Annotated in this window: 22 protein-coding genes and 2 other annotated features; of the genes, 21 read left to right on the top strand and 1 reads right to left on the bottom strand. The window is 36.5% G+C overall.

Translation table 11 applies throughout. The features are described from left to right. Window positions 1-15: 15 nt before the first annotated feature. Together mdh and NSQ08_RS21570 are read left to right on the top strand one after the other, a co-directional pair. Window positions 16-954, top strand: a complete 939-nt coding sequence (mdh, locus tag NSQ08_RS21575) for a malate dehydrogenase (RefSeq protein ID WP_002131240.1) — start codon at window positions 16-18, stop codon at window positions 952-954. A gap of 216 nt (window positions 955-1,170) precedes the next feature. Continuing rightward, window positions 1,171-1,644: a MaoC/PaaZ C-terminal domain-containing protein gene (locus tag NSQ08_RS21570; RefSeq protein ID WP_002015489.1), complete on the top strand. Its 474-nt coding sequence runs from the start codon at window positions 1,171-1,173 to the stop codon at window positions 1,642-1,644. 54 nt (window positions 1,645-1,698) lie between these two features. Here the strand turns inward: NSQ08_RS21570 and NSQ08_RS21565 are convergent, their stop codons facing one another. Beyond that, window positions 1,699-1,830, bottom strand: a complete 132-nt coding sequence (locus tag NSQ08_RS21565) for a hypothetical protein (RefSeq protein ID WP_002015487.1) — start codon at window positions 1,828-1,830, stop codon at window positions 1,699-1,701. A 90-nt stretch (window positions 1,831-1,920) separates the two neighbouring features. Between NSQ08_RS21565 and NSQ08_RS21560 the strand changes: the two genes are divergently transcribed. The 19 genes from NSQ08_RS21560 (at window position 1,921) to NSQ08_RS21470 (ending at window position 22,198) form a co-directional block, all read left to right on the top strand. Continuing rightward, window positions 1,921-2,157 carry a hypothetical protein gene (locus tag NSQ08_RS21560; RefSeq protein ID WP_061673942.1) on the top strand — a complete coding sequence of 79 codons (237 nt, stop codon included), beginning with the start codon at window positions 1,921-1,923 and terminating at the stop codon, window positions 2,155-2,157. Window positions 2,158-2,321: 164 nt separating this feature from the next. Then, on the top strand, window positions 2,322-3,041 hold the full coding sequence (phoP, locus tag NSQ08_RS21555) for a two-component system response regulator PhoP (protein WP_002015484.1): 720 nt from the start codon (window positions 2,322-2,324) through the stop codon (window positions 3,039-3,041). Beyond that, window positions 3,034-4,797, top strand: coding sequence for a sensory box histidine kinase PhoR (gene phoR, locus NSQ08_RS21550; protein WP_002167588.1), 1,764 nt, complete (start codon window positions 3,034-3,036; stop codon window positions 4,795-4,797). The genes phoP and phoR overlap by 8 nt, the downstream gene beginning before the upstream one ends. 285 nt (window positions 4,798-5,082) lie before the next feature. Continuing rightward, the gene (gene polA, locus NSQ08_RS21545; protein ID WP_340778717.1) at window positions 5,083-7,716 is read left to right on the top strand and encodes a DNA polymerase I; all 2,634 of its coding nucleotides are present in this window, start codon (window positions 5,083-5,085) and stop codon (window positions 7,714-7,716) included. Between the two features lie 12 nt (window positions 7,717-7,728). After that, window positions 7,729-8,559 carry a DNA-formamidopyrimidine glycosylase gene (mutM, locus tag NSQ08_RS21540; RefSeq protein WP_002034280.1) on the top strand — a complete coding sequence of 277 codons (831 nt, stop codon included), beginning with the start codon at window positions 7,729-7,731 and terminating at the stop codon, window positions 8,557-8,559. A gap of 72 nt (window positions 8,560-8,631) precedes the next feature. After that, window positions 8,632-9,264, top strand: coding sequence for a sporulation membrane protein YtaF (gene ytaF / locus NSQ08_RS21535; protein WP_002034279.1), 633 nt, complete (start codon window positions 8,632-8,634; stop codon window positions 9,262-9,264). Between the two features lie 53 nt (window positions 9,265-9,317). After that, entirely contained in the window at window positions 9,318-9,920 is a 603-nt protein-coding gene (gene coaE, locus NSQ08_RS21530; RefSeq protein ID WP_002034278.1) for a dephospho-CoA kinase, read from the top strand. Window positions 9,921-10,029: 109 nt separating this feature from the next. Beyond that, window positions 10,030-11,058 (top strand): glyceraldehyde-3-phosphate dehydrogenase, encoded by a 1,029-nt coding sequence (locus NSQ08_RS21525; protein ID WP_340778713.1) that lies wholly within the window; start codon window positions 10,030-10,032, stop codon window positions 11,056-11,058. A gap of 385 nt (window positions 11,059-11,443) precedes the next feature. Continuing rightward, window positions 11,444-11,827: an adenosylmethionine decarboxylase gene (speD, locus tag NSQ08_RS21520; RefSeq protein WP_002003660.1), complete on the top strand. Its 384-nt coding sequence runs from the start codon at window positions 11,444-11,446 to the stop codon at window positions 11,825-11,827. Between the two features lie 196 nt (window positions 11,828-12,023). Then, complete coding sequence (gene nrdR, locus NSQ08_RS21515) at window positions 12,024-12,485, top strand: transcriptional regulator NrdR (RefSeq protein ID WP_001203686.1); 462 nt, start codon at window positions 12,024-12,026, stop codon at window positions 12,483-12,485. Between the two features lie 145 nt (window positions 12,486-12,630). Further along, window positions 12,631-14,037 carry a replication initiation and membrane attachment family protein gene (locus NSQ08_RS21510; protein WP_002015474.1) on the top strand — a complete coding sequence of 469 codons (1,407 nt, stop codon included), beginning with the start codon at window positions 12,631-12,633 and terminating at the stop codon, window positions 14,035-14,037. Between the two features lie 33 nt (window positions 14,038-14,070). Beyond that, window positions 14,071-15,009: a primosomal protein DnaI gene (gene dnaI, locus NSQ08_RS21505; protein WP_002015473.1), complete on the top strand. Its 939-nt coding sequence runs from the start codon at window positions 14,071-14,073 to the stop codon at window positions 15,007-15,009. 389 nt (window positions 15,010-15,398) lie between these two features. Further along, window positions 15,399-16,280 carry a putative sporulation protein YtxC gene (gene ytxC / locus NSQ08_RS21500; RefSeq protein ID WP_033709482.1) on the top strand — a complete coding sequence of 294 codons (882 nt, stop codon included), beginning with the start codon at window positions 15,399-15,401 and terminating at the stop codon, window positions 16,278-16,280. Window positions 16,281-16,311: 31 nt separating this feature from the next. Continuing rightward, window positions 16,312-16,539 (top strand) — a binding site (T-box leader). Between the two features lie 48 nt (window positions 16,540-16,587). After that, window positions 16,588-18,525 (top strand): threonine--tRNA ligase, encoded by a 1,938-nt coding sequence (thrS, locus tag NSQ08_RS21495; protein ID WP_002034275.1) that lies wholly within the window; start codon window positions 16,588-16,590, stop codon window positions 18,523-18,525. Between the two features lie 206 nt (window positions 18,526-18,731). Next, window positions 18,732-18,852: a sequence feature (ribosomal protein L20 leader region), on the top strand. A gap of 63 nt (window positions 18,853-18,915) precedes the next feature. Beyond that, window positions 18,916-19,419, top strand: a complete 504-nt coding sequence (gene infC / locus NSQ08_RS21490) for a translation initiation factor IF-3 (RefSeq protein ID WP_002015470.1) — start codon at window positions 18,916-18,918, stop codon at window positions 19,417-19,419. A 21-nt stretch (window positions 19,420-19,440) separates the two neighbouring features. After that, window positions 19,441-19,641 carry a 50S ribosomal protein L35 gene (rpmI, locus tag NSQ08_RS21485; protein ID WP_001125945.1) on the top strand — a complete coding sequence of 67 codons (201 nt, stop codon included), beginning with the start codon at window positions 19,441-19,443 and terminating at the stop codon, window positions 19,639-19,641. 38 nt (window positions 19,642-19,679) lie between these two features. Beyond that, complete coding sequence (gene rplT / locus NSQ08_RS21480) at window positions 19,680-20,036, top strand: 50S ribosomal protein L20 (RefSeq protein ID WP_001138364.1); 357 nt, start codon at window positions 19,680-19,682, stop codon at window positions 20,034-20,036. Window positions 20,037-20,551: 515 nt separating this feature from the next. Then, window positions 20,552-21,043 carry a dUTP diphosphatase gene (locus NSQ08_RS21475; RefSeq protein WP_002015469.1) on the top strand — a complete coding sequence of 164 codons (492 nt, stop codon included), beginning with the start codon at window positions 20,552-20,554 and terminating at the stop codon, window positions 21,041-21,043. A gap of 69 nt (window positions 21,044-21,112) precedes the next feature. Beyond that, entirely contained in the window at window positions 21,113-22,198 is a 1,086-nt protein-coding gene (locus NSQ08_RS21470; RefSeq protein ID WP_002088917.1) for a M42 family metallopeptidase, read from the top strand. The last annotated feature ends 34 nt before the right edge of the window (window positions 22,199-22,232 follow it).

The following is a 22,232-nucleotide window of genomic DNA, read 5'->3' as shown; positions in this document are numbered from 1 at the left end:
AGCGGGGGGTAAATTATGACAATCAAACGCAAGAAAGTTTCAGTCATCGGTGCAGGATTTACAGGAGCAACAACAGCATTCTTATTAGGACAAAAAGAACTTGCAGATGTTGTATTAGTGGACATTCCACAGCTGGAAAATCCAACAAAAGGGAAAGCGTTAGATATGTTAGAAGCGAGCCCAGTACAAGGTTTTGATGCTAACATTATTGGTACATCTGATTACGCAGATACTGCTGATTCTGACGTTGTCGTTATTACAGCAGGTATTGCGCGTAAGCCTGGTATGAGCCGTGATGACTTAGTAGCAACAAACTCTAAAATTATGAAAAGTATTACGCGCGACATTGCAAAACATTCACCAAATGCGATTATTCTTGTATTAACAAATCCAGTTGATGCAATGACATATTCTGTATTTAAAGAAGCAGGATTCCCGAAAGAGCGTGTTATCGGTCAATCGGGTGTATTAGATACAGCTCGTTTCCGTACATTTATTTCACAAGAGTTAAACCTTTCTGTGAAAGACATTACAGGATTTGTTCTTGGTGGACATGGTGACGATATGGTACCTCTTGTACGCTATTCCTATGCAGGTGGCATTCCGTTAGAAACATTAATTCCAAAAGAGCGTTTAGAAGCAATCGTAGAACGTACACGTAAAGGTGGCGGTGAGATTGTAGGCTTATTAGGAAACGGTAGTGCATATTACGCACCAGCAGCTTCTTTAGTTGAAATGACAGAAGCGATCTTGAAAGATCAACGCCGTGTATTACCAGCTATTGCGTACCTTGAAGGTGAATATGGTTATAGTGACCTTTACTTAGGGGTACCAGTAATTCTAGGTGGTAACGGAATTGAAAAAATTATTGAATTAGAACTTCTTGCAGATGAGAAAGAAGCGTTAGATCGCTCTGTAGAATCTGTACGTAACGTTATGAAAGTTCTTGTTTAATAATTAAATATAAGTGGAAAAAGATTCGGGGCCCCGAATCTTTTTCTACTATATATTGAAATGTTTTTTTGAAATAATATGAAAACGCTATCATTTGGTGTATCCTATAATGAAACTATAGACTTATACTATACATTGCCCTCATCACAGTAAATTTCGGATAAGGTATCGCTTTTAGTAGGATAATAAGGTGAAAAAATCGGAGGGGGTTGTAACATGTTAAAGAAAAAAGTTCAAATTGGTCGTAGAATGGATGAAATTACAGTAGGAGAGAAATTATCTATCACTGAAAAAATTGAGGATAAAGATTTGTTATTGTACTTAGGGTTAACGAATGATGCCAATCCATTATATATTCAGCATGATTACGCATCCCAAACTCCGTATGAAAAGCCGATTGTCCCAAGCATTATGCTAACGGGACTGATTACAACGGCGGTTACGAAATATTTACCAGGTCCAGGTAGTCATATTACTAGGAAGGACCTTACGTTCGTGAAACATGTTCACCATTATGAAACGTTACAAATCCACTTTGAAGTTGTGGCTGTTTCAGAGGAGGAACATACAATTGATATGCTTGTATTTGCTCATGATGAAAAAGGAGAAACTGTTGTAAAAGGTTCATTAACAGTAACACCACCTTTTAAATCTGTTTCCATTATGGAAAAAGCATTAGATAATTTTTAAAATATGAAAATATGAATAGCGCTAGCATACCTTTTATAAGGGGCTAGCGCTATTTTAGTTGAAAAATCCTTCTTTGAACCCTTCAGCAAATTCTGAACAACCTGTTTTAATCGTATCCCAGCTAGGTACGTTAAAAGTAAGGAAACATGTTACTACTAAAGTTAAAATAGGTAGTAATATTCGCATAATAGCCCCCTTTTATCGAATTTATTTATATATTTAAATTAATAATATGATTATTGGTAATTGAAGTCAATTAAGGGGGAGGTTTTTTAGATGAAGTGGAAAAGAGAAGACGTTATCTTTGAAACGATAAGAGAAGCTGAAGTATGGGCCGATTCAATCGCGAATGAAATGTACGGGAAAGTATTTGATGGATATGAAACACCAGATTATAAAATAGCGTATGCTCTTTCGTTTTTCCTAGCGCAAAATCGAGAGTTTATAGTTCATACGGAAAAAGAGTTTAAAAAAGATAGATTCATCTATAAAGTTTGGATAGCGACAGGATAGAGGGAATGAAGTTACGATTGCTTTTATTTTCCGAAACTCTAGTACAAACGAGCTCCATGAATAGACAATTATATTGAGGGAGACCTTGTTTTCTAGTATGATGAGAATAACGGGGAAAATACTAGGATGAAGAAGGTTTCAAGTCTATAACTTGGAGGAAAAGAATGAACAATCGTATTTTAGTAGTTGATGATGAGGAATTTATCTTAACTTTAATTGAATTTAATTTACAACAAGCTGGGTTTGAAGTTATTACAGCAATGGATGGAGAAATGGCGCTTCAAAAAGCGACTACAGAACGCCCAGATTTAATTATATTAGATTTAATGCTTCCAAAAATGGATGGTATGGAAGTTTGTAAAGAATTACGATTGCAGCGTATTATGACGCCGATTTTAATGTTAACAGCAAAAGATGATGAATTTGATAAGGTGCTAGGTCTTGAGCTTGGGGCTGATGATTATATGACGAAGCCATTTAGTCCAAGGGAAGTTGTTGCTCGTGTGAAGGCGATTTTGCGCCGTACGAAATTACAGCAGGAAGAACAAGTTTCAGAATCGCCAGATGAAGAGAGCATCAAAATTGCAGAGCTTAAAATTTTACCGGAGTTTTATGAAGCGTACTTCCAAGGAAGGAAACTGGAATTAACACCGAAAGAATTTGAGTTACTTGTTTATCTTGCGAAAAATAAAAGTCGTGTATTAACTCGTGACCAATTATTAAGTGCTGTATGGAATTATGATTTTGCCGGTGATACAAGAATTGTTGATGTCCATATTAGCCATTTGCGCGATAAAATTGAACAAAATACGAAAAAACCGACGTACATTAAAACGATACGTGGTTTAGGTTATAAATTAGAGGAGCCAAAAGTGGATGAATAAGTTTCGTTCCAGGCTTCTTTTTACATTTGTTTCTCTTATCGTTTTTATTTTAGTTGGACTAGGAGTATTATTAGAAACTGTATTTGAAAACTACTATATAGATCATGCTAAAGAGAGAATGATAAAAGAGACACAGTATGTTGCGGTATTAGCAGAAGAGCAAGGGTTTGATGCTGTTTTAAAAAAGCCTTATGTATTTGAAAAGTTAGAAGAAAAAATACCAGCTTCTATTATATTTGTTGATGAAAAAAAGAAAGTTCAATATAGCGGAGGGCAACCATCTGCATTTAATCAAGAGATGATTAAAGAACTTTCTTCTGAAGCAGCAAAACAACGAAGTAAAGTGATTACGCAAGAAACAGATCAAAAGAATGAATTTTATCATGCGGTGTTCGTTCAAGATCTAGCAGGAAAACAAGGATATATTTTGGTGAAAAGTACAATTGAGCCATTGAAAGACGTACATCAAAAAACGTGGGGATTATTAATTATAGGATTTGTTATCGCTTGTCTCGTAGTCGTATTTTTAGGTATGAAAATTACGGGGCAATATATTAGGCCGATTGAATCGGTTACGAAAGTTGCCATTGAATTAGCGAAGGGAAATTATAAAGCACGCGCTTATGAAAGTCATTCGGATGAAACAGGGATGCTGAGTAAAGCGATTAATATTTTAGCTCGTAATTTACAAGAGATGACTCTTGAGCAGGAAATGCAACAGGATCGTCTGCATACGTTAATTGAAAATATGGGAAGTGGAATGATTTTAATTGATAGCCGCGGTTATATAAACCTTGTAAACCGTTCTTATAAGGAAACTTTCCACGTAACAGATGAAGAATATTTAGATCGCTTATATTATGAATCATTTCACCATACAGAAATTATTGAGCTTGTGGAAGAAATCTTTATGACAGAAGTGAAAGTGCGTAAACAAATGTTATTGCCGCTTGGAATTGAGCGAAAGCATTTCGAAGTATATGGAGCGCCGATTATCGGGACGAACCATGAATGGAAAGGTATTGTTCTTGTGTTCCATGACATAACAGAGTTAAAGAAATTAGAACAAATGAGAAAAGACTTTTTAGCGAATGTTTCTCATGAACTAAAGACGCCAATTACTTCTATTAAAGGTTTTTCAGAAACGCTCTTGGATGGGGCTATGGATAATAAAAAATTCTGCGAACATTTCTTACATATTATTTTAAAAGAAAGTGAACGCATGCAAGGATTAATTGAAGATTTATTAGACTTGTCAAAGATCGAGCAACAAGGGTTTAAACTAAATATGGGGACCGTTGATATGAAGGAACTTCTTGAAGATATTCATATGGTGCTTGATAATAAAGCGGGAGAAAAAGAAATCTCTTTACAAGTGAATGCATTGAAACGAGTTTCCGTTATTGGAGATCCAGGCCGCTTGAAACAAATCTTTATTAATTTAATTAATAACGCGATTGTATATACACCGGCTGGAGGCGTTGTTTCTGTTGAATTGGCAGAAGATAAATATAATGCTTATATAAAAGTATCTGATACTGGAATTGGTATTAGTAAAGAGGAAATCCCACGTATTTTTGAACGCTTTTACCGAGTGGATAAAGCAAGAAGTAGAAATACGGGTGGAACGGGTCTTGGTTTATCAATCGTAAAACATTTAGTTGAAGCGCATCAAGGTACGATTACAGTGGATAGTGAGGTTGGGGAAGGAACAACATTTACAGTTGTTTTACCAAAATCAGCTACTGAAAAATAGGATGAAGGATATTTACAATATATTAACAATGGCTTAATTAAATATTAATAAAGCTCTGTTAATATAATATATGAAAACCCCTTCATCCAAGGAGTAATTTTGGACGAGAGTAGTTATGCTATTCTCGTCACTTCCCTTTATGCCAATGTAAGTCTGTTTATATATGATAGAAAAAAACCGTTATTTTTCTTCTCTCTATTAGTCATGTTAATATAGAGAGAGGACAGGAACGGTTTTTTTTCTGTGGAAAAAACCGTTTCAAATATGTATGGGGAGGTTTGTATTTTGGAAAAAAAAGTCGTATTAGTAGATGGTAATAATATCGCGTATCGTGCTTTCTTTGCACTACCGCTTTTAAATAACGACAAAGGTATACATACGAACGCAATTTATGGTTTTACAATGATGTTAATGAGGATACTAGAGGAAGAAAAACCGACGCATATGCTTGTGGCGTTTGATGCGGGGAAAACAACATTCCGTCATAAAACGTATAGTGATTACAAGGGAGGGCGTCAAAAGACTCCACCTGAGTTATCAGAGCAATTCCCGTTTATTCGTGAGGTGCTTGATGCATTCAATGTACCGCGTTATGAGCTGGAAAATTATGAAGCGGATGACATTATGGGAACGTTAGCGAAAGAAGCGAGTGAGCAAGGGTTTCATGTTAAAGTTATTTCAGGAGATAAAGATTTACTGCAACTTGTTTCAGATAATACACTCGTATGTATTCTTCGCAAAGGTATTACGGAAGTAGATGAATATACGAAAGAAGCTTTATTTGAGAAATATAGCTTATCACCAAAGCAAATTATCGATATGAAAGGTTTAATGGGAGACCAATCGGATAACATTCCAGGTGTACCAGGTGTTGGTGAGAAGACAGCCATTAAATTATTAACGCAATTTGAAACGGTAGAAGCAGTATATGAAAACTTAGATCAAGTGAGTGGAAAGAAATTAAAAGAAAAGTTAGAAGCGAATAAAGAACAAGCTCTTATGAGTAAAGAACTTGCGACTATTATTACAGACGCACCGATTACTGTGCATGTAGATGATATGGAATATAAAGGGTATGAAACAAGCGATTTGATTCCAATGTTCGAGAATTTAGGGTTTACATCCCTTTTAAATAAGTTAGGTGTTACGCCGGAGGAAACGGCTCCAGCTGAATTAGATGATATTACATTTGATATTGTAGAAGAAGTTGCAGAAGAAATGCTTCAGCAAGATAGTGCGCTTATTGTTGAAGTGCAAGAAGATAATTATCATAAAGCCGATATTCAAGGTTTTGGTATTCAAAATGAAAATGGTTGTTACTTCATTCCGGCCGATGTTGCTCTTAAATCGGATGCTTTTAAAGAGTGGCTTGCAAATGGAGAAATGAGAAAACATACATTTGATGCGAAGCGTGCTATCGTTGCTCTCAAGTGGAAAGGTGTAGATATTCAAGGGATTGACTTTGATTTATTAATTGCCGCTTATTTACTTGATCCAGCCGATACAGATAAAGATTTCCGTACTGTAGCGAAAATGAAAGAAACGCATGCCGTAAAATCTGACGAAGAAGTTTACGGGAAAGGTGCGAAGCGTGCTGTTCCGGGGCTAGAGGTAGTAGCGGAGCATGTAGCTCGTAAAGTGCATGTATTATATGATGTAAAGCAAACGTTCTTAGAAGAATTAAAAAAGAACGAGCAATATGAATTATTTACGGAATTAGAATTACCACTTGCACGTGTATTAGCTGATATGGAAGTGAAAGGTGTAAAAGTTGATACGGATCGTCTTCGTAATATGGGAGAAGAACTTGCAGGTAGATTAAAGGAAATGGAACAGGAAATTTATAAGCTTGCGGGAACAGAATTTAATATTAATTCACCGAAGCAACTTGGGGTTATTCTGTTTGAGAATTTAAACTTACCAGTTATTAAAAAGACGAAAACAGGTTATTCTACGTCGGCGGATGTATTAGATAAACTTATGGATCGTCATGAAATTATTCCAAATATTTTACATTACCGTCAATTAGGAAAGCTAAATTCAACTTACATTGAAGGTTTATTGAAAGTTGTACATGAAGATTCATCTAAAATCCATACTCGTTTTAATCAAGTGTTAACGCAAACAGGTCGATTAAGTTCAACAGATCCGAACTTACAAAATATCCCGATTCGCTTAGAAGAAGGAAGAAAGATTCGTCAGGCATTCGTTCCATCAGAAGAAGGATGGATCATGTACGCGGCTGATTATTCACAAATCGAACTTCGTGTGCTTGCTCACATTGCAAAAGATCCAGGGTTAGTTGAAGCGTTCCAACATGACATGGATATTCATACGAAAACAGCTATGGATGTATTTGGTGTTGGGAAAGATGAAGTAACATCTAACATGAGACGACAAGCAAAAGCTGTTAACTTCGGAATTGTGTATGGTATTAGTGATTATGGTCTTTCGCAAAACTTAGGAATTACAAGAAAAGCAGCAGCGGAATTTATTGAAAAGTATTTAGAAAGTTTCCCTGGTGTACAAGAATACATGGATGAAATCGTAAAAGATGCGAAACAAAAAGGATATGTGGTTACATTATTAAATCGTCGCCGTTATATTCCGGAAATTACGAGTCGTAATTTCAATTTACGTAGCTTTGCTGAGCGTACAGCTATGAATACACCAATTCAAGGTAGTGCGGCTGATATTATTAAAAAAGCGATGATTATTATGGCGGATCGCTTAGAAGAAGAAGGTCTACAAGCTCGCTTACTTCTGCAAGTACACGATGAATTGATATTTGAAGCACCAAAAGAAGAAATTGAAAAATTAGAGAAGCTTGTACCTGAAGTAATGGAGCATGCAATTGAACTAGCCGTTCCATTGAAAGTTGATTATTCTTACGGTCCAACTTGGTACGATGCGAAATAAGGACGTGATGAAATGCCGGAATTACCAGAGGTTGAAAACGTTAGACGGACGCTTGAAAATCTTGTAACAGGAAAAACGATTGAAGATGTCGTTATTACTTATCCCAAAATAGTAAAACGACCGGATGATGCAGAAATTTTTAAAGAAATGCTAAGAGGCGAGACAATTGAAAATATAAAGCGAAGAGGTAAGTTTTTACTTTTGTATGTAACGAACTATGTAATTGTTTCACATTTGCGCATGGAAGGTAAGTTTTTACTTCATCAAGAGGATGAGCCGATTGATAAACATACGCACGTCCGTTTCTTATTTACAGATGGAACTGAATTACATTATAAAGATGTGAGAAAGTTTGGTACGATGCATCTCTTTAAGAAAGGTGAAGAGTTGAATCAAATGCCTCTTGCTGACTTAGGCCCGGAGCCATTTGATGCTGAATTGACACCGCAGTATTTACAAGAAAGATTGCAAAAAACAAATCGTAAAATAAAAGTCGTATTATTAGATCAGCGTCTTTTAGTAGGGCTTGGAAATATATATGTAGATGAAGTGTTATTCCGTTCTCAAATTCACCCAGAACGAGAAGCTGCATCTTTAACAAAAGAAGAAGTAGAAAGAATTTACGAGGCGATTGTTACAACGCTGGGCGAAGCTGTTAAGCGAGGCGGAAGTACAATTAGAACGTATATTAATTCACAAGGACAAATTGGTTCGTTCCAAGAACTTCTAAATGTATATGGGAAAAAAGGAGAACCGTGTGTTACTTGCGGTACGATATTAGAGAAAACAGTTGTTGGCGGAAGAGGAACGCATTACTGCCCGATTTGTCAGCCGAGAATATAGAAAAGAGATAACATCGGATAGGCATTTGTCATATACATACAGCAGGGCTATGTATAAGGGAGGAGCTTACCGATGTACCTTTATTTATCTCTTATTTTATTAGCTTTTACATTAAGCTTAGATAGCTGTAGTGTAGGGCTAACATATGGTTTAAGAAGCGTAAGAATTCCACTAAGATCAATTATAATTATCGGGATCTGTTCAGCAGCTGTAATGCTCGTTTCCATGGGAATTGGACATATGATCGCGAAAATATTTTCACCTGTTATCGCAACGCGTATCGGTGGGCTTGTTCTTATTGGAATTGGAATTTGGGTATTATACCAATTTTTTCGAAGTGATAAAAAAGAAGAACCGAAGCAAGAGGAGAAGGTTTGGAAATTAGAAATTGCTTCACTCGGGCTAGTGATTCAAATTTTGCGGAAGCCGACAGTTGCGGATTTTGATAAATCAGGAACTATCTCTGCAGGAGAAGCGTTACTTCTCGGTATCGCTCTTTCTATAGATTCGTTTGGTGCTGGAATTGGTGCATCTTTATTAGGTTATGCACCCGCGATGATGGCGGTATTAGTCGCGGTTATGAGTTCTTTATTTTTATTTATTGGAATGAAGCTCGGTACGATTTTATCAAATATGAAATGGTTACAAAAATTTACATTCCTGCCTGGGGTATTACTCATTATTATTGGAATTTGGAAAATGTAAGTATGGGCGTGGAACATTAGTTTCGCGCCTTTAATATTGTGAGGAGGATTATTATGACAGTAGTAATTGGATTAACAGGAGGCATTGCAAGCGGAAAAAGTACGGTATCAGAAATGTTTCGTGAAATGAGTATACCGGTTATTGATGCAGATATTATTGCGCGAGAAGTTGTAGAACGAGGAAAACCGGCATATAACAAAATTGTAGAGGTGTTCGGAACGGAAGTGTTACAAAAAGATGGAGAGCTTGATCGACCAAAGCTTGGGAGTGTCGTTTTTTATAATGAAGAAAAACGATTGCAGTTAAACGAAATTGTTCATCCTGCAGTGCGTGAAGAAATGAATGCACAAAAGGAGATGTACATAAAAGAAGATATGCAAGCGGTTGTGTTAGATATCCCTCTTTTGTTTGAAAGTAAATTAACAAATCTCGTTGATCGTGTTTTAGTTGTAGCAGTCACACCGAATACGCAATTGGAACGTTTAATGAAACGAAATAACTTTTCAGAAGAAGAAGCAAAGGCTCGTATTCAATCTCAAATGCCATTAGAAGAAAAAGTAAAGAAGGCAGATGAAGTAATTTATAATGATGGCACAATTACTGGAACGAAAACACAATTAGCCTCTATTTTGAAAGAATGGAACATTATTGATTAAAAAATTGTGAAATTAATGAAAATGCTTAGTGACATATCTCCTTTTTGTGTTATACTATTATTGGGATTGGAGATAAATAGTATAACGCATTCAAGGGGGATAACATATTATGACTCGTGTGGCAATTAATGGATTTGGACGTATCGGGAGAATGGTATTTCGTCAAGCAATAAAAGAAAGCGCATTCAAAATTGTAGCAATAAATGCAAGCTATCCATCAGAAACGTTAGCGCATTTAATTAAATATGATACAGTTCATGGAAAGTTTGACGGAACAGTGGAAGCATTTGAAGATCACTTACTAGTTGATGGGAAAATGATTCGCCTTTTAAACAACCGCGATCCAAAGGAGTTGCCTTGGAAAGATCTAGGTGTTGAAGTTGTAATTGAAGCAACTGGTAAATTTAACTCGAAAGAAAAAGCAATTCTTCATGTTGAAGCTGGAGCGAAAAAAGTTATTTTAACAGCACCTGGTAAAAATGAAGATATAACAATCGTAGTTGGTGTGAACGAAGACCAATTAGATATTACAAAGCATACTGTTATTTCAAATGCATCTTGTACAACAAACTGTTTAGCGCCTGTTGTAAAGGTGTTAGATGAGCAGTTCGGAATTGAAAACGGTTTAATGACAACTGTTCATGCTTATACAAATGACCAAAAAAATATTGATAACCCACATAAAGATTTAAGAAGAGCGCGTGCTTGCGGACAGTCTATCATTCCAACAACGACGGGTGCTGCAAAAGCGCTAGCAAAAGTTCTTCCACACTTAAACGGAAAACTTCATGGTATGGCCCTTCGTGTACCAACACCAAACGTGTCTCTTGTTGATTTAGTAGTAGACGTAAAACGTGATGTAACAGTTGAAGATATTAATGAAGCGTTCAAAACTTTTGCAAACGGTGCATTAAAAGGAATTGTAGAATTCTGCGAAGAGCCTTTAGTGTCTATCGATTTTAATACAAATACACACTCAGCTATTATTGATGGTTTGTCTACAATGGTAATGGGTGATCGTAAAGTGAAAGTACTTGCTTGGTATGATAACGAGTGGGGCTACTCTCGTCGTGTTGTAGATCTTGTAACGTTAGTTGTTGATGAATTAGCGAAACAAAAAAATGTGCAACATATTTAAGTGAACGAGAGAGGGCAAGTGAAAATTTGCCCTCTTTTTTATTTTTTTCTGAAAAGGAAAAAAATTATATAAGTATATTTTTAAATAGTGGACATACCACGAAACGTTGGGATTACTGTATTCGTGAATCATTAATTTTTTTTAGGGAAAAGTAAAGAGGAAAATATGACAGAAAATCGAAAAAACTGTTGTTGCAAAATGAAAATAAACAAAGTATACTAACACTCGTAAACTTAAGAGCTGAGGTACGTAGTCACTACTTAAAGGGTTAGGACCTCTCTGGACTAACTTTCCCCCGTGGTAGTGGAGCAAGCCAAATTGCAAATTAGTTTTCAATTCGAACAGTTAGAATAAATTTACAAGGGGGAACTGTAGAATGGATACTATGGATACGATGGGTCGTCACGTGATTGCTGAACTTTGGGATTGCGATTTCGACAAGCTTAATGACATGCCGTATATTGAACAATTATTTGTGGATGCAGCACTAAGAGCTGGTGCTGAAGTACGTGAGGTTGCTTTTCATAAATTTGCACCACAAGGTGTAAGTGGAGTAGTAATTATCTCGGAATCACATTTAACAATTCATAGCTTTCCGGAGCACGGTTACGCAAGTATTGATGTTTATACTTGTGGGGATCGTATTGATCCAAATGTTGCTGCAGAATATATTGCAGAAGGTTTAAACGCGAAAACGCGTGAGAGCATCGAGCTTCCTCGAGGCACTGGTAGCTTCGAAATTAAGCAGAGAGAAACAAAAGCTCTTTAAAAAAGAACATAATTGATTTAAAATGTAAAGAGGTGTATAATGCACCTCTTTTTTAGTTTATATAAAATAGGATCACGATATGTAATAACTTAGAGTGGTCATTATAGAAGAATGAGTTATATAATATTGTATATATATTTTCACATGTAGGTGAGTAGCGAAAGAATAAAGATTATAGTGTAAAGGAGTGAATGAATTGCGTTGTCCATCCTGTTTTCATAATGGAACAAGAGTGTTAGATTCGCGTCCGGTAGACGAGGGGCGCTCTATTCGAAGAAGAAGAGAGTGTGAAAGTTGTTTAAGTCGCTTTACGACATTTGAAAGAGTAGAAGAATCACCTCTTATCGTTGTTAAAAAAGAAGGAACACGAGAAGAGTTTAATAAAGAGAAAATTTTACGCGGTTTAATTAAAGCGTGTGAAAAAAGACCTGTATCTTTAAGGCAGTTAGAGGAAGTAACACAAAGTGTGGAGCGTGAACTTCGTAACTTAGGTATATCAGAAGTGAAAAGTGATATGATTGGTGAAATTGTTATGGAAGAACTTCGTGATATTGATGATGTTGCTTACGTACGTTTTGCTTCTGTGTATCGTCAATTTAAAGATTTAAATGTATTTATTGAAGAATTAAAAGATATACTGCAAAAAGAGAGAGAGTAGAAGGAATCTCTTTATATACTGTAAGTAAACGAGATAAGAGAGCTAGAAGCGGAAGCTAATAGCTCTTTTTCGCTAATAAATTATATAATAAAGATAGAACGAGTGAAATGTAGGCTAGATTGGATGAGAGAAAGGAAAAGCAAGAATGGAAAAACAGTCATGGATGGAGCTATTGCCGATTGATCGTTATAAAGTAAGTGCGAAAGGGTTGTTACATAATTACGACCGGAAAGTATTAACGATGTTGTATCAACCGTTAATAGGTAGTAGAGCTTTTAGCTTATACATGACACTATGGGGAGAGTTAGAGCAAGATCGTGTGTTTGGAAAAGAGAATACACATCACTCCCTTATGGTGACTATGCAAATGCAACTTCCTGAAATATATGGGGAACGAGTAAAGTTAGAAGCGATTGGTCTTTTAAATGTATATATTAAGAAAGAAAAAGATATTCGGATGTTTATATATGAATTGCAACCACCTTTATCTCCGAAGCAGTTTTTTGATGATATTGTTTTAAGTATCTTTTTATATAATCGCTTGAGTCGGACAAAATACAACCAAGTAAAGCAATATTTCTTAGAAGAAGAATTCGATTTTGCTTCTTATGAAAATGTTACGCGCTCCTTCAACGATATATTTGATTCGTTTAACCCAGGTCAGTTTGAATATGCGCAAGAAGAACTGCGTATCCCGAAAACGACAATTATGCCAAGTAACGAGAATGGGGATGCTCCGAAAGTTTGGAACGATTTCTTTGATTTCTCTTTATTTGTAGACGGACTATCAGCCCTTGTTCCTAAAAAGGCGATTACAGATCAAGTGAGAGAATGTGTTATTACACTCGCTTATGTGTACGGTGTGGATGTGTTATCGATGCAAAATATCGTTCTTGGCGCAGTGACAGAAGTGCAAACAATTGATATCGAAAGGCTTCGGAAGGGAGCACGCGATTGGTATCAATTCGAAAATGGTCAAGCGTTACCTGTATTAAGTGAAAGAGTGCAACCTCATGCTGCTCGTACAATGAAAGAGAAAGAGCCATCTACGCAAGAAGAGATGCTAATGAAACAGTTAGAGGAAATCTCGCCAAAACAACTATTGAAAGAGATTTCAGGCGGTGCAGAGGCGACGAAAGCGGACTTGCAAATCGTTGAGGATGTAATGATAAATCAAAAGTTAACGCCAGGGGTTGTGAATGTACTTATTTATTACGTTATGCTACGCTCAGATATGAAGCTTGCTAAAACGTATGTCGAGAAGATTGCTGGACATTGGGCGCGAAAAAAGGTCGGTACAGTAGGCGAGGCGATGGCGCTAGCGAAAGAAGAGAATCGTCAATATCAAGAGTGGGCTGAGACGAAGAAAAAAGGTCGTACAGCGAAGAAAACAGTGCGAAAAGAAATGGTACCAGATTGGCTTAAAGAAGAGTCGAAAGAAGAAGAGAAAGAACCTGTAAAAAATGACGTAAGTGCGAAAAAAGATGCAAGTACGTTAGAAGATGAACGGAAACGATTAGAAGAAGTATTGAAAAAATATAAGCGTGATTAATAAAAGAAAATGAACGCTCTTTGAGGTGAGAAAATGGAGCATATTCAAAATTCATTTACGAAATTAATGGAAAATAAAAACTTTAAAAATAGATATGAAGTCTTAAAGGCAGAAGTGATGGCGCACCCTCGTGTGAAAGAATTTATAGACGAACATAAAGGTGAAGTAACGACTTCTATGATTGAACGAAGTCTTGTGAAGTTATATGAATATATTGGACAAAGTGTAGGGTGTGCGGATTGTCCAGATTTAGGGTCATGTAAAAATATGCTACAAGGATATGAGCCGAAGCTCGTTATTCAAGGTAAGATGATTGATATTCAATACGATCGTTGTATTAGAAAAGTAGCATATGATGAGAGAAAAAAATATGAAAAACTCGTTCAAAGTGTATATATGCCAGTTGACATTTTGCAGGCAACTATGGAAAATTTAGACCCTTCAGATTTAGATGCACGTATTGATGCAATAGGTGCAACGAATGAATTTTTAAACACATACGAACCAGGTAAAAAAGCACAAGGTTTATATTTGTACGGTAAATTTGGTGTAGGGAAAACGTATCTTTTAGGGGCAATTGCAAATGAGCTTGCGCGAAAGAAAATTAGTTCGATGCTCGTATACTTCCCTGAATTTTTACGTGAAATCAAAAGTTCGATTCAAGATAATTCGATTAGCGGAAAGATTGATGCTGTCAAACGTGTACAAGTATTAATGTTAGATGATATCGGGGCAGAAGCGATGTCAAGTTTTGTACGTGATGATGTACTCGGTGCAATCTTGCAATTCCGTATGTTGGAAAACTTACCGACGTTCTTTACATCTAACTTTGATTTCAAACAGTTGGAACATCATTTAACGTATACACAGCGCGGTGAAGCAGAAGAGATGAAAGCGGCCCGTATTATGGAACGAATTAAATATTTAGCGAAGCCAATCCCAATTGGTGGGAAAAATCGTCGTAATAAGTAAAGAGCGAGCTGAGAAGCTTGCTCTTTTTTATCCCGCTATTGGCGGGCAGTAAGACTCCCACCTCAAAATTCGGCTGTAAAGCAAAGAAGTTAGGTGGGAGCCCTGCTGCCCGTAAAAGCCCGATTGGTGCGGGCTAATAATCAGTGGAGGATGGACAAAACCTCCACTGATTAAAGTTTCACTTTATTTTAATCATTTTTTCAGAGTAGCTTGTATCATTTTTTTCTCCCTCCCTTAATATATATAAAATTAGCAAGCCATATCGAGTGGATGTTCTAGCGATGGGAGATAGGTTTCTACTAAGAGTGAACTTCCATAGATCGGACTCTTATAGGATTTGTAACGTATAGATGCAATCCTTTAGAGCGGGGATAAAAGGGGGGACAAAAGTGATTGAAATTTGCTTCGAAGAAAAAAATGATGCTGTGTACGTATACAGACAACTAACGAAAAGAACAGAATCCTTATATAAGGAAACAAGTGTATATTTAAACGAACAAAAGGTTGTTATTCATATACCATTATGTGAATCAAATTATATTGAAAAGATTTTATTGCCAGTATTACTATATTTCATTATGAATGTGAAACAAAATGAATGGATTCATACCATTTTAAAGGAAAAGTTTTTTTATGAAGAACAAGAAGAGTGTCATCAAATATTGCATATGGCACATGAGATTTTAAAGGAAAGAAGAAAAGGAGTAGCTAGTGATTTAACACGTCAAAAATTTGAATCTTATATTGCGTCGTCTTTGAATGATTGGCTTTGTGATCCGCTCTCATTCTCGTTTTCATCATACGTTCGTTTTCGTCTTCGTACATATAGGGAAATGGTAACTAAGCTTGCTGAAGTTGCAATTGATGAGTATAAGATGGAGCAGGAATACCAAATATTCATTGAGACACTTCGCCAACAAGTAAGTAGCCGGAAATCACGTTTGTCCTGTGTACATCTTATTTTTGATGAAAGTTTTATTTTCTATGATGATAAAGGTAGGCGTTTAAAACAGGAGAAATTGGTTCAATATATAGATGAAGAATTATTAAAGAAACAGGATGTATATATCGATACGAAAGTAATTGCACCACTTCTTTCTATTTCGCCGAAAAAGATTTATTTATATACGAAAGAACAAGATCATAATATGATTATTACTTTGCGAAATGTATTTCAGGAACGAGTCGAATTACATGGTTTGCATGAGTTTGAGCGCAATGTGAAAAATTTAAAAAATAAAGGTAACGCCCTTGATTTTCTAAGTTTTTGAGCATATAATTACCTACATAAATGAAATATATTGAAATGTCATGATGAGGACATGAGTAGTTATCTACGATTTTCAGAGAGGGAAGCCTTAGGGTGCGAGCTTCCTAGTACGGGATTATTACTTACCACCTCTAAACTTTAGCAGTGAACGTTTTTCTAGTAATTGCTAACGGACAACACCGTTATGTTGAACTTGAGCAATTAACAATAAGGTTAATTGGAACAAGGGTGGAACCACGAATTCAACACTCGTCCCTTTTTATGGGATGAGTGTTTTTTATTTTGAAAAAAAAGAGGAGTGACCAGTGATGGCAGATGTAGTTAAAATTACTTTCCCTGATGGAGCTGTGAAGGAGTTTCCAAAAGGAGTAACAACTGAAGAAATCGCAGCTTCTATTAGCCCAGGCTTAAAGAAAAAAGCTGTGGCTGGAAAATTAAACGATGAGATGATCGATCTTGTTACACCAATCGAAGAAGATGGTGCAGTTTCTATTATTACATTAGATTCTGAGGATGGCTTATATATTTTACGCCACTCAACAGCTCACCTTTTAGCACAAGCGTTAAAACGTTTATATAAAGATGTTAAGCTTGAGCTTGGCATTGGTCCAGTAATCGAAAATGGCTTCTACTACGATATTGATATGGAAGAAGCAATTACAGTTGAAGACTTCAAGAAAATCGAAAAAGAAATGCAAAAAATCGTGAACGAAAACTTAGAAATCGTTCGTCATGAAGTACCACGTGCAGAAGCACTTCGTCGCTTTGAAGAAATCGGCGATGAGTTAAAATTAGATTTAATTAACGATCTTCCAGAAGATGCAGTTATTTCAATCTATGAGCAAGGCGAATTCTTCGACCTTTGCCGTGGTGTTCACCTTCCATCTACAGGGAAGATTAAAGTGTTTAAATTATTAAGTGTTGCTGGTGCTTACTGGCGCGGCGATAGCAATAATAAAATGTTACAACGTATTTACGGTACTGGATTCGTTAAGAAAGCAGAATTAGATGAGCACTTACGTATGCTTGAAGAAGCGAAAGAGCGCGATCACCGTAAATTAGGTAAAGAGTTAAAACTATTTACTAATAGCCAAAAAGTAGGACAAGGTTTACCACTTTGGTTACCAAAAGGTGCAACAATTCGCCGTATTATCGAGCGTTACATCGTTGATAAAGAAGCAAGCTTAGGCTATGATCACGTATACACTCCAGTATTAGGAAGTAGAGAGCTTTATGAAACTTCTGGTCACTGGAACCATTACCGTGATGGCATGTTCCCATCAATGGAAATGGATAATGAAGAGTTAGTTCTTCGTCCAATGAACTGCCCTCACCATATGATGGTTTATAAAAACGATATTCACAGCTACCGTGAATTACCAATCCGTATTGCGGAACTTGGAACAATGCACCGCTATGAAATGTCTGGAGCATTATCTGGATTACAACGTGTACGCGGAATGACTTTAAATGATGCGCACATTTTCGTTCGTCCAGATCAAATTAAAGAAGAATTAAAACGTGTTGTAAACTTAACGTTAGAAGTGTACAAAGATTTCGGTTTAGAAAACTATTCATTCCGTCTATCTTATCGTGACCCAGCAGATACTAAAAAGTATTATGCTGATGATGAGATGTGGGAAAAAGCACAAGGTATGTTAAAAGAAGCTATGGATGAAATGGGTCTTGATTACTATGAAGCTGAAGGTGAAGCGGCATTCTATGGTCCGAAACTTGACGTTCAAGTTCGTACTGCTCTTGGAAAAGACGAAACACTTTCAACTGTACAATTAGACTTCTTACTTCCAGAACGCTTTGAATTAACTTACGTTGGTGAAGACGGTAAACAACATCGTCCAGTTGTAATTCACCGTGGTGTTGTATCAACTATGGAACGTTTCGTAGCCTTCTTAATTGAAGAATACAAAGGCGCATTCCCAACTTGGTTAGCTCCAGTTCAGGCGCAAGTAATTCCAGTTTCTCCGCAAGTACATTTAGACTATGCGAAGAAAGTACAAGATGAATTACGACGTGCTGGTATCCGTGTTGAATTAGACACTCGTGAAGAGAAAATTGGTTACAAAATCCGTGAAGCACAAATGCAAAAGATTCCGTACATGCTTGTAGTAGGTGACAATGAAGTTACTGAAAATGGCGTTAACGTACGTAAATATGGTGAACAAAAATCAGAAACAATCGCATTAGATGCGTTTGTTGACATGATTAAGGTAGAAGGAAAACGATAAGAAAGAGCCGCGGTATACCGCGGCTTTTTTATGTATTATAAAAAAGAAAATCTAGAAAAAATAACCAAACAATACTTATCATAAAAAAGTATTGCAAGTATGCTGGTTGTTTGTTACAATATTTCTTGTTGTTAGTAAAACACATCGCGTCTTCTTGACAGACGTCATGTCCTATGATAAACTCATCAAGGATAATAGAATATGGTTTTGACAAGTAGAAGCACCCGCTTCTCACCTGATGGACGCATTCGCAGTTAGCAGGTAAATGTATTTCTTACTAAAGATATTACAAGTGTGGGTGCCGTGTGCCCGCACTTTTTTTGTTCGGGTTCTACAATTGCAAAACGTATTCTAAGAAAACCTTGGAGGTGGCTTACTATTAGCAAGGATATGATGATTAACGAGCAAATTCGTGCACGTGAAGTACGCTTAGTTGGCGCAAACGGCGATCAACTTGGAATCAAGTCTCGTAATGACGCTTTAGACTTAGCTGCAGGTCTTAATCTTGATTTAGTATTGGTTGCTCCAAATGCGAAACCACCAGTATGCCGCATTATGGACTACGGTAAATTCCGCTTTGAGCAACAGAAGAAAGAAAAAGAACAGCGCAAAAATCAAAAAGTAATTAGCATGAAAGAAGTTCGTTTAAGTCCAACAATTGATGAACATGACTTTAACACAAAACTTCGTAATGCTGTCAAGTTTTTAGAGAAAGGCGACAAGGTTAAAGCGTCAATTCGCTTTAAAGGACGTGCCATTACTCATAAAGAAATCGGTCAACGTGTTTTAGATCGCTTCTCAGAAGCTTGTGCTGAAGTTAGTACAATTGAATCTAAGCCTAAAATGGAAGGACGTAGTATGTTCTTAGTTTTAGCACCGAAAAACGATAAGTAATAGATAGAGGAGGAAATACCTATGCCTAAACAAAAAACTCATCGCGGCGCTGCAAAGCGTTTCAAAAAGACTGGATCTGGTAAACTGAAGCGTTCTCACGCTTACACAAGCCATTTATTCGCTAACAAATCTACAAAAGCTAAACGTAAACTACGTAAAGCTGGTGTAGTTAGCGCTGGTGACTTCAAACGCATTCGTCAAATGCTTGACAACTTAAAATAAGTTCGGCTGATATATAGAACAAACTAGGAGGTAATATTATGCCAAGAGTAAAAGGTGGTACAGTTACTCGTCAACGTCGTAAAAAAGTTATAAAATTAGCAAAAGGTTACTACGGTTCTAAGAGTACATTATTTAAGGTTGCTAACCAACAGGTTATGAAATCTCTAATGTATGCATTCCGTGACCGTCGTCAAAAGAAACGTGACTTCCGTAAATTATGGATTACACGTATCAACGCAGCAGCTCGTATGAATGGTCTTTCTTACAGCCGCTTAATGCACGGTTTAAAAAATGCTGGCATCGAAGTTAACCGCAAGATGCTTGCTGACTTAGCTGTTCATGACGAAAAAGCTTTCGCTGAATTAGCAACAGTTGCAAAAAACAACATTAACTAATTGTTTAAAACCTTAGAAGATTTTCTTCTAAGGTTTTTTTATTTACATTTATTGTAAAATCCTCCACTTATTATCGTTATTTCTTGCTCAAGTATATTAAGATGTGCTTGTAAGAAGTTTTGTAACGATAACGAGGAGACTTTTACATGAAAGTAGGAAAGATTAACGGATGTGTCGTTATCGATATGACAAAATCAATATAAAAGCTATAGCGATATAAAAGAATATATATATAAAGTCAGGAGAATCCTCCTGACTTTTTTTATTTGAACTCATTCGTGAGAAGTGCATCTTTCCTAGCAGAAACGACACTGCTATAATGGAAAGATGATATGGAGCTTTCATCAAGTGAACAATCTATGAGTGATGATTGAAACGTATTTGCAAATTAAGGACAAGCTATCTTTATAAAGATGTAGGTAGCTGACTTGTTAATAAGAAACGAAAAATAATAATGAACTTTGAGATGAAACAACATTGTTGCGGAAAATGCGATGTTGGAGGAGGACAATAGAATGGACTTACTACAACTATTTAAATTACAAAAAGAATTAGATGACCGTATTGTGAAAGAACATGACTTACAACCGAAAAAATTGTTAAAAGAAAAAATGTTAGCTCTTCTTGTAGAAATTGGAGAACTTGCAAATGAAACACGTTGTTTTAAATATTGGAGCAATAAACCAGCTTCAGAACGTGAAGTAATATTAGAAGAATACGTAGATGGTTTACATTTTATTTTATCAATCGGAATCGATTTAGGAATTGATAAAAACTTCTTATTCTATAAATGTGCGCAAACGAATAAAACACAAGTGGAAATTTTCTTAGACACATATGCGAAAGTAATTCGTTTTACAGATCAACCTTCTATTACGAACTATATTGAACTATTTACAAGCTATCTTCGCCTTGGACAAGCGCTTGAATTTGAACAAGATGAAATTGAAAAAGCATATTTAGATAAAAATGAAGTAAATCATCAGCGTCAAACACAAGGATACTAATTTAATTTTTGAATATTTCAATTTCCTTTTGTATAATAAAGTGACTGAAGAAAAAGGAGGGTGTTGGCAATGATAAAATTAGACGAGACATTGACAATGCTAAAAGAATTAACAGACGCACGCGGTATTGCGGGTAACGAGCGCGAACCACGTGAAGTAATGAAGAAATATATTGAGCCGTTTGCAGATGAACTTTCTACTGACAATTTAGGAAGTTTAGTTGCGAAAAAAGTTGGGGAAGAAAACGGCCCGAAAATTATGGTTGCAGGTCATTTAGATGAAGTCGGATTTATGATTACGCAAATTGATGACAAAGGCTTCCTTCGTTTCCAAACGGTGGGTGGCTGGTGGTCGCAAGTTATGCTTGCACAGCGCGTAACGATTGTAACGCGTAAAGGAGATGTAACAGGTGTAATTGGTTCAAAACCACCGCACATTTTACCTCCAGAAGCTCGTAAAAAGCCAGTTGAAATTAAAGACATGTTCATCGATATTGGTGCTTCTAGCCAAGAAGAAGCGATGGAGTGGGGCATACGACCAGGAGATCAAGTTGTACCGTACTTCGAATTCCAAGTGATGAAGAATGAAAAGATGTTACTTGCAAAAGCATGGGATAACCGAATTGGTTGTGCAATTGCAATTGACGTATTAAAACAATTAAAAGATGAAAAGCATCCAAACGTTGTATACGGCGTTGGGACTGTACAAGAAGAAGTTGGTCTTCGTGGTGCGAAAACATCTGCAAACTATATTAAGCCAGATATCGCATTCGCAGTAGATGTAGGTATTGCTGGTGATACACCAGGTGTAACGGCAAAAGAAGCACAAAGTAAAATGGGTGATGGTCCGCAGATCATTCTATATGATGCTTCGGTTATTGGTCATACAGGTTTACGTGATTTCGTTGTTGATGTTGCGGATGAATTACAAATTCCATATCAGTATGATTCTGTAGCGGGCGGGGGAACGGACGCAGGAGCAATTCACATTTCTGTAAATGGTATCCCATCTATGGCAATTACGATTGCGACACGCTACATTCATTCTCATGCAGCGATGTTACATCGTGATGATTATGAAAACGCAGTGAAGTTAATTGTAGAAGTTATTAAACGTCTTGATAAAGAGGCTGTACATAACATTACATTTAATTAATAGAAAGAAGCGAAGGATAACCTCCTTCGCTTTT

The sequence above is a fragment of the Bacillus sp. FSL E2-8887 genome (assembly GCF_038007205.1).
Classification (GTDB): Bacteria; Bacillota; Bacilli; order Bacillales; family Bacillaceae_G; genus Bacillus_A; species Bacillus_A mycoides.
Note: the sequence above shows the minus strand (reverse complement) of the source record. Positions and strands in the feature narration are given on the sequence as shown.

Excerpts from the sequence above, each read along its gene's own strand:
- mdh (WP_002131240.1), top strand. The coding sequence starts at position 16 with ATGACAATCAAACGCAAGAAAGTTTCAGTCATCGGTGCAGGATTTACA.
- NSQ08_RS21570 (WP_002015489.1), top strand. The coding sequence starts at position 1,171 with ATGTTAAAGAAAAAAGTTCAAATTGGTCGTAGAATGGATGAAATTACA.
- NSQ08_RS21565 (WP_002015487.1), bottom strand. The coding sequence starts at position 1,830 with ATGCGAATATTACTACCTATTTTAACTTTAGTAGTAACATGTTTCCTT.
- NSQ08_RS21560 (WP_061673942.1), top strand. The coding sequence starts at position 1,921 with ATGAAGTGGAAAAGAGAAGACGTTATCTTTGAAACGATAAGAGAAGCT.
- phoP (WP_002015484.1), top strand. The coding sequence starts at position 2,322 with ATGAACAATCGTATTTTAGTAGTTGATGATGAGGAATTTATCTTAACT.
- phoR (WP_002167588.1), top strand. The coding sequence starts at position 3,034 with ATGAATAAGTTTCGTTCCAGGCTTCTTTTTACATTTGTTTCTCTTATC.
- mutM (WP_002034280.1), top strand. The coding sequence starts at position 7,729 with ATGCCGGAATTACCAGAGGTTGAAAACGTTAGACGGACGCTTGAAAAT.
- ytaF (WP_002034279.1), top strand. The coding sequence starts at position 8,632 with ATGTACCTTTATTTATCTCTTATTTTATTAGCTTTTACATTAAGCTTA.
- coaE (WP_002034278.1), top strand. The coding sequence starts at position 9,318 with ATGACAGTAGTAATTGGATTAACAGGAGGCATTGCAAGCGGAAAAAGT.
- NSQ08_RS21525 (WP_340778713.1), top strand. The coding sequence starts at position 10,030 with ATGACTCGTGTGGCAATTAATGGATTTGGACGTATCGGGAGAATGGTA.
- speD (WP_002003660.1), top strand. The coding sequence starts at position 11,444 with ATGGATACGATGGGTCGTCACGTGATTGCTGAACTTTGGGATTGCGAT.
- NSQ08_RS21510 (WP_002015474.1), top strand. The coding sequence starts at position 12,631 with ATGGAAAAACAGTCATGGATGGAGCTATTGCCGATTGATCGTTATAAA.
- dnaI (WP_002015473.1), top strand. The coding sequence starts at position 14,071 with ATGGAGCATATTCAAAATTCATTTACGAAATTAATGGAAAATAAAAAC.
- thrS (WP_002034275.1), top strand. The coding sequence starts at position 16,588 with ATGGCAGATGTAGTTAAAATTACTTTCCCTGATGGAGCTGTGAAGGAG.
- infC (WP_002015470.1), top strand. The coding sequence starts at position 18,916 with ATGATGATTAACGAGCAAATTCGTGCACGTGAAGTACGCTTAGTTGGC.
- rpmI (WP_001125945.1), top strand. The coding sequence starts at position 19,441 with ATGCCTAAACAAAAAACTCATCGCGGCGCTGCAAAGCGTTTCAAAAAG.
- rplT (WP_001138364.1), top strand. The coding sequence starts at position 19,680 with ATGCCAAGAGTAAAAGGTGGTACAGTTACTCGTCAACGTCGTAAAAAA.
- NSQ08_RS21475 (WP_002015469.1), top strand. The coding sequence starts at position 20,552 with ATGGACTTACTACAACTATTTAAATTACAAAAAGAATTAGATGACCGT.
- NSQ08_RS21470 (WP_002088917.1), top strand. The coding sequence starts at position 21,113 with ATGATAAAATTAGACGAGACATTGACAATGCTAAAAGAATTAACAGAC.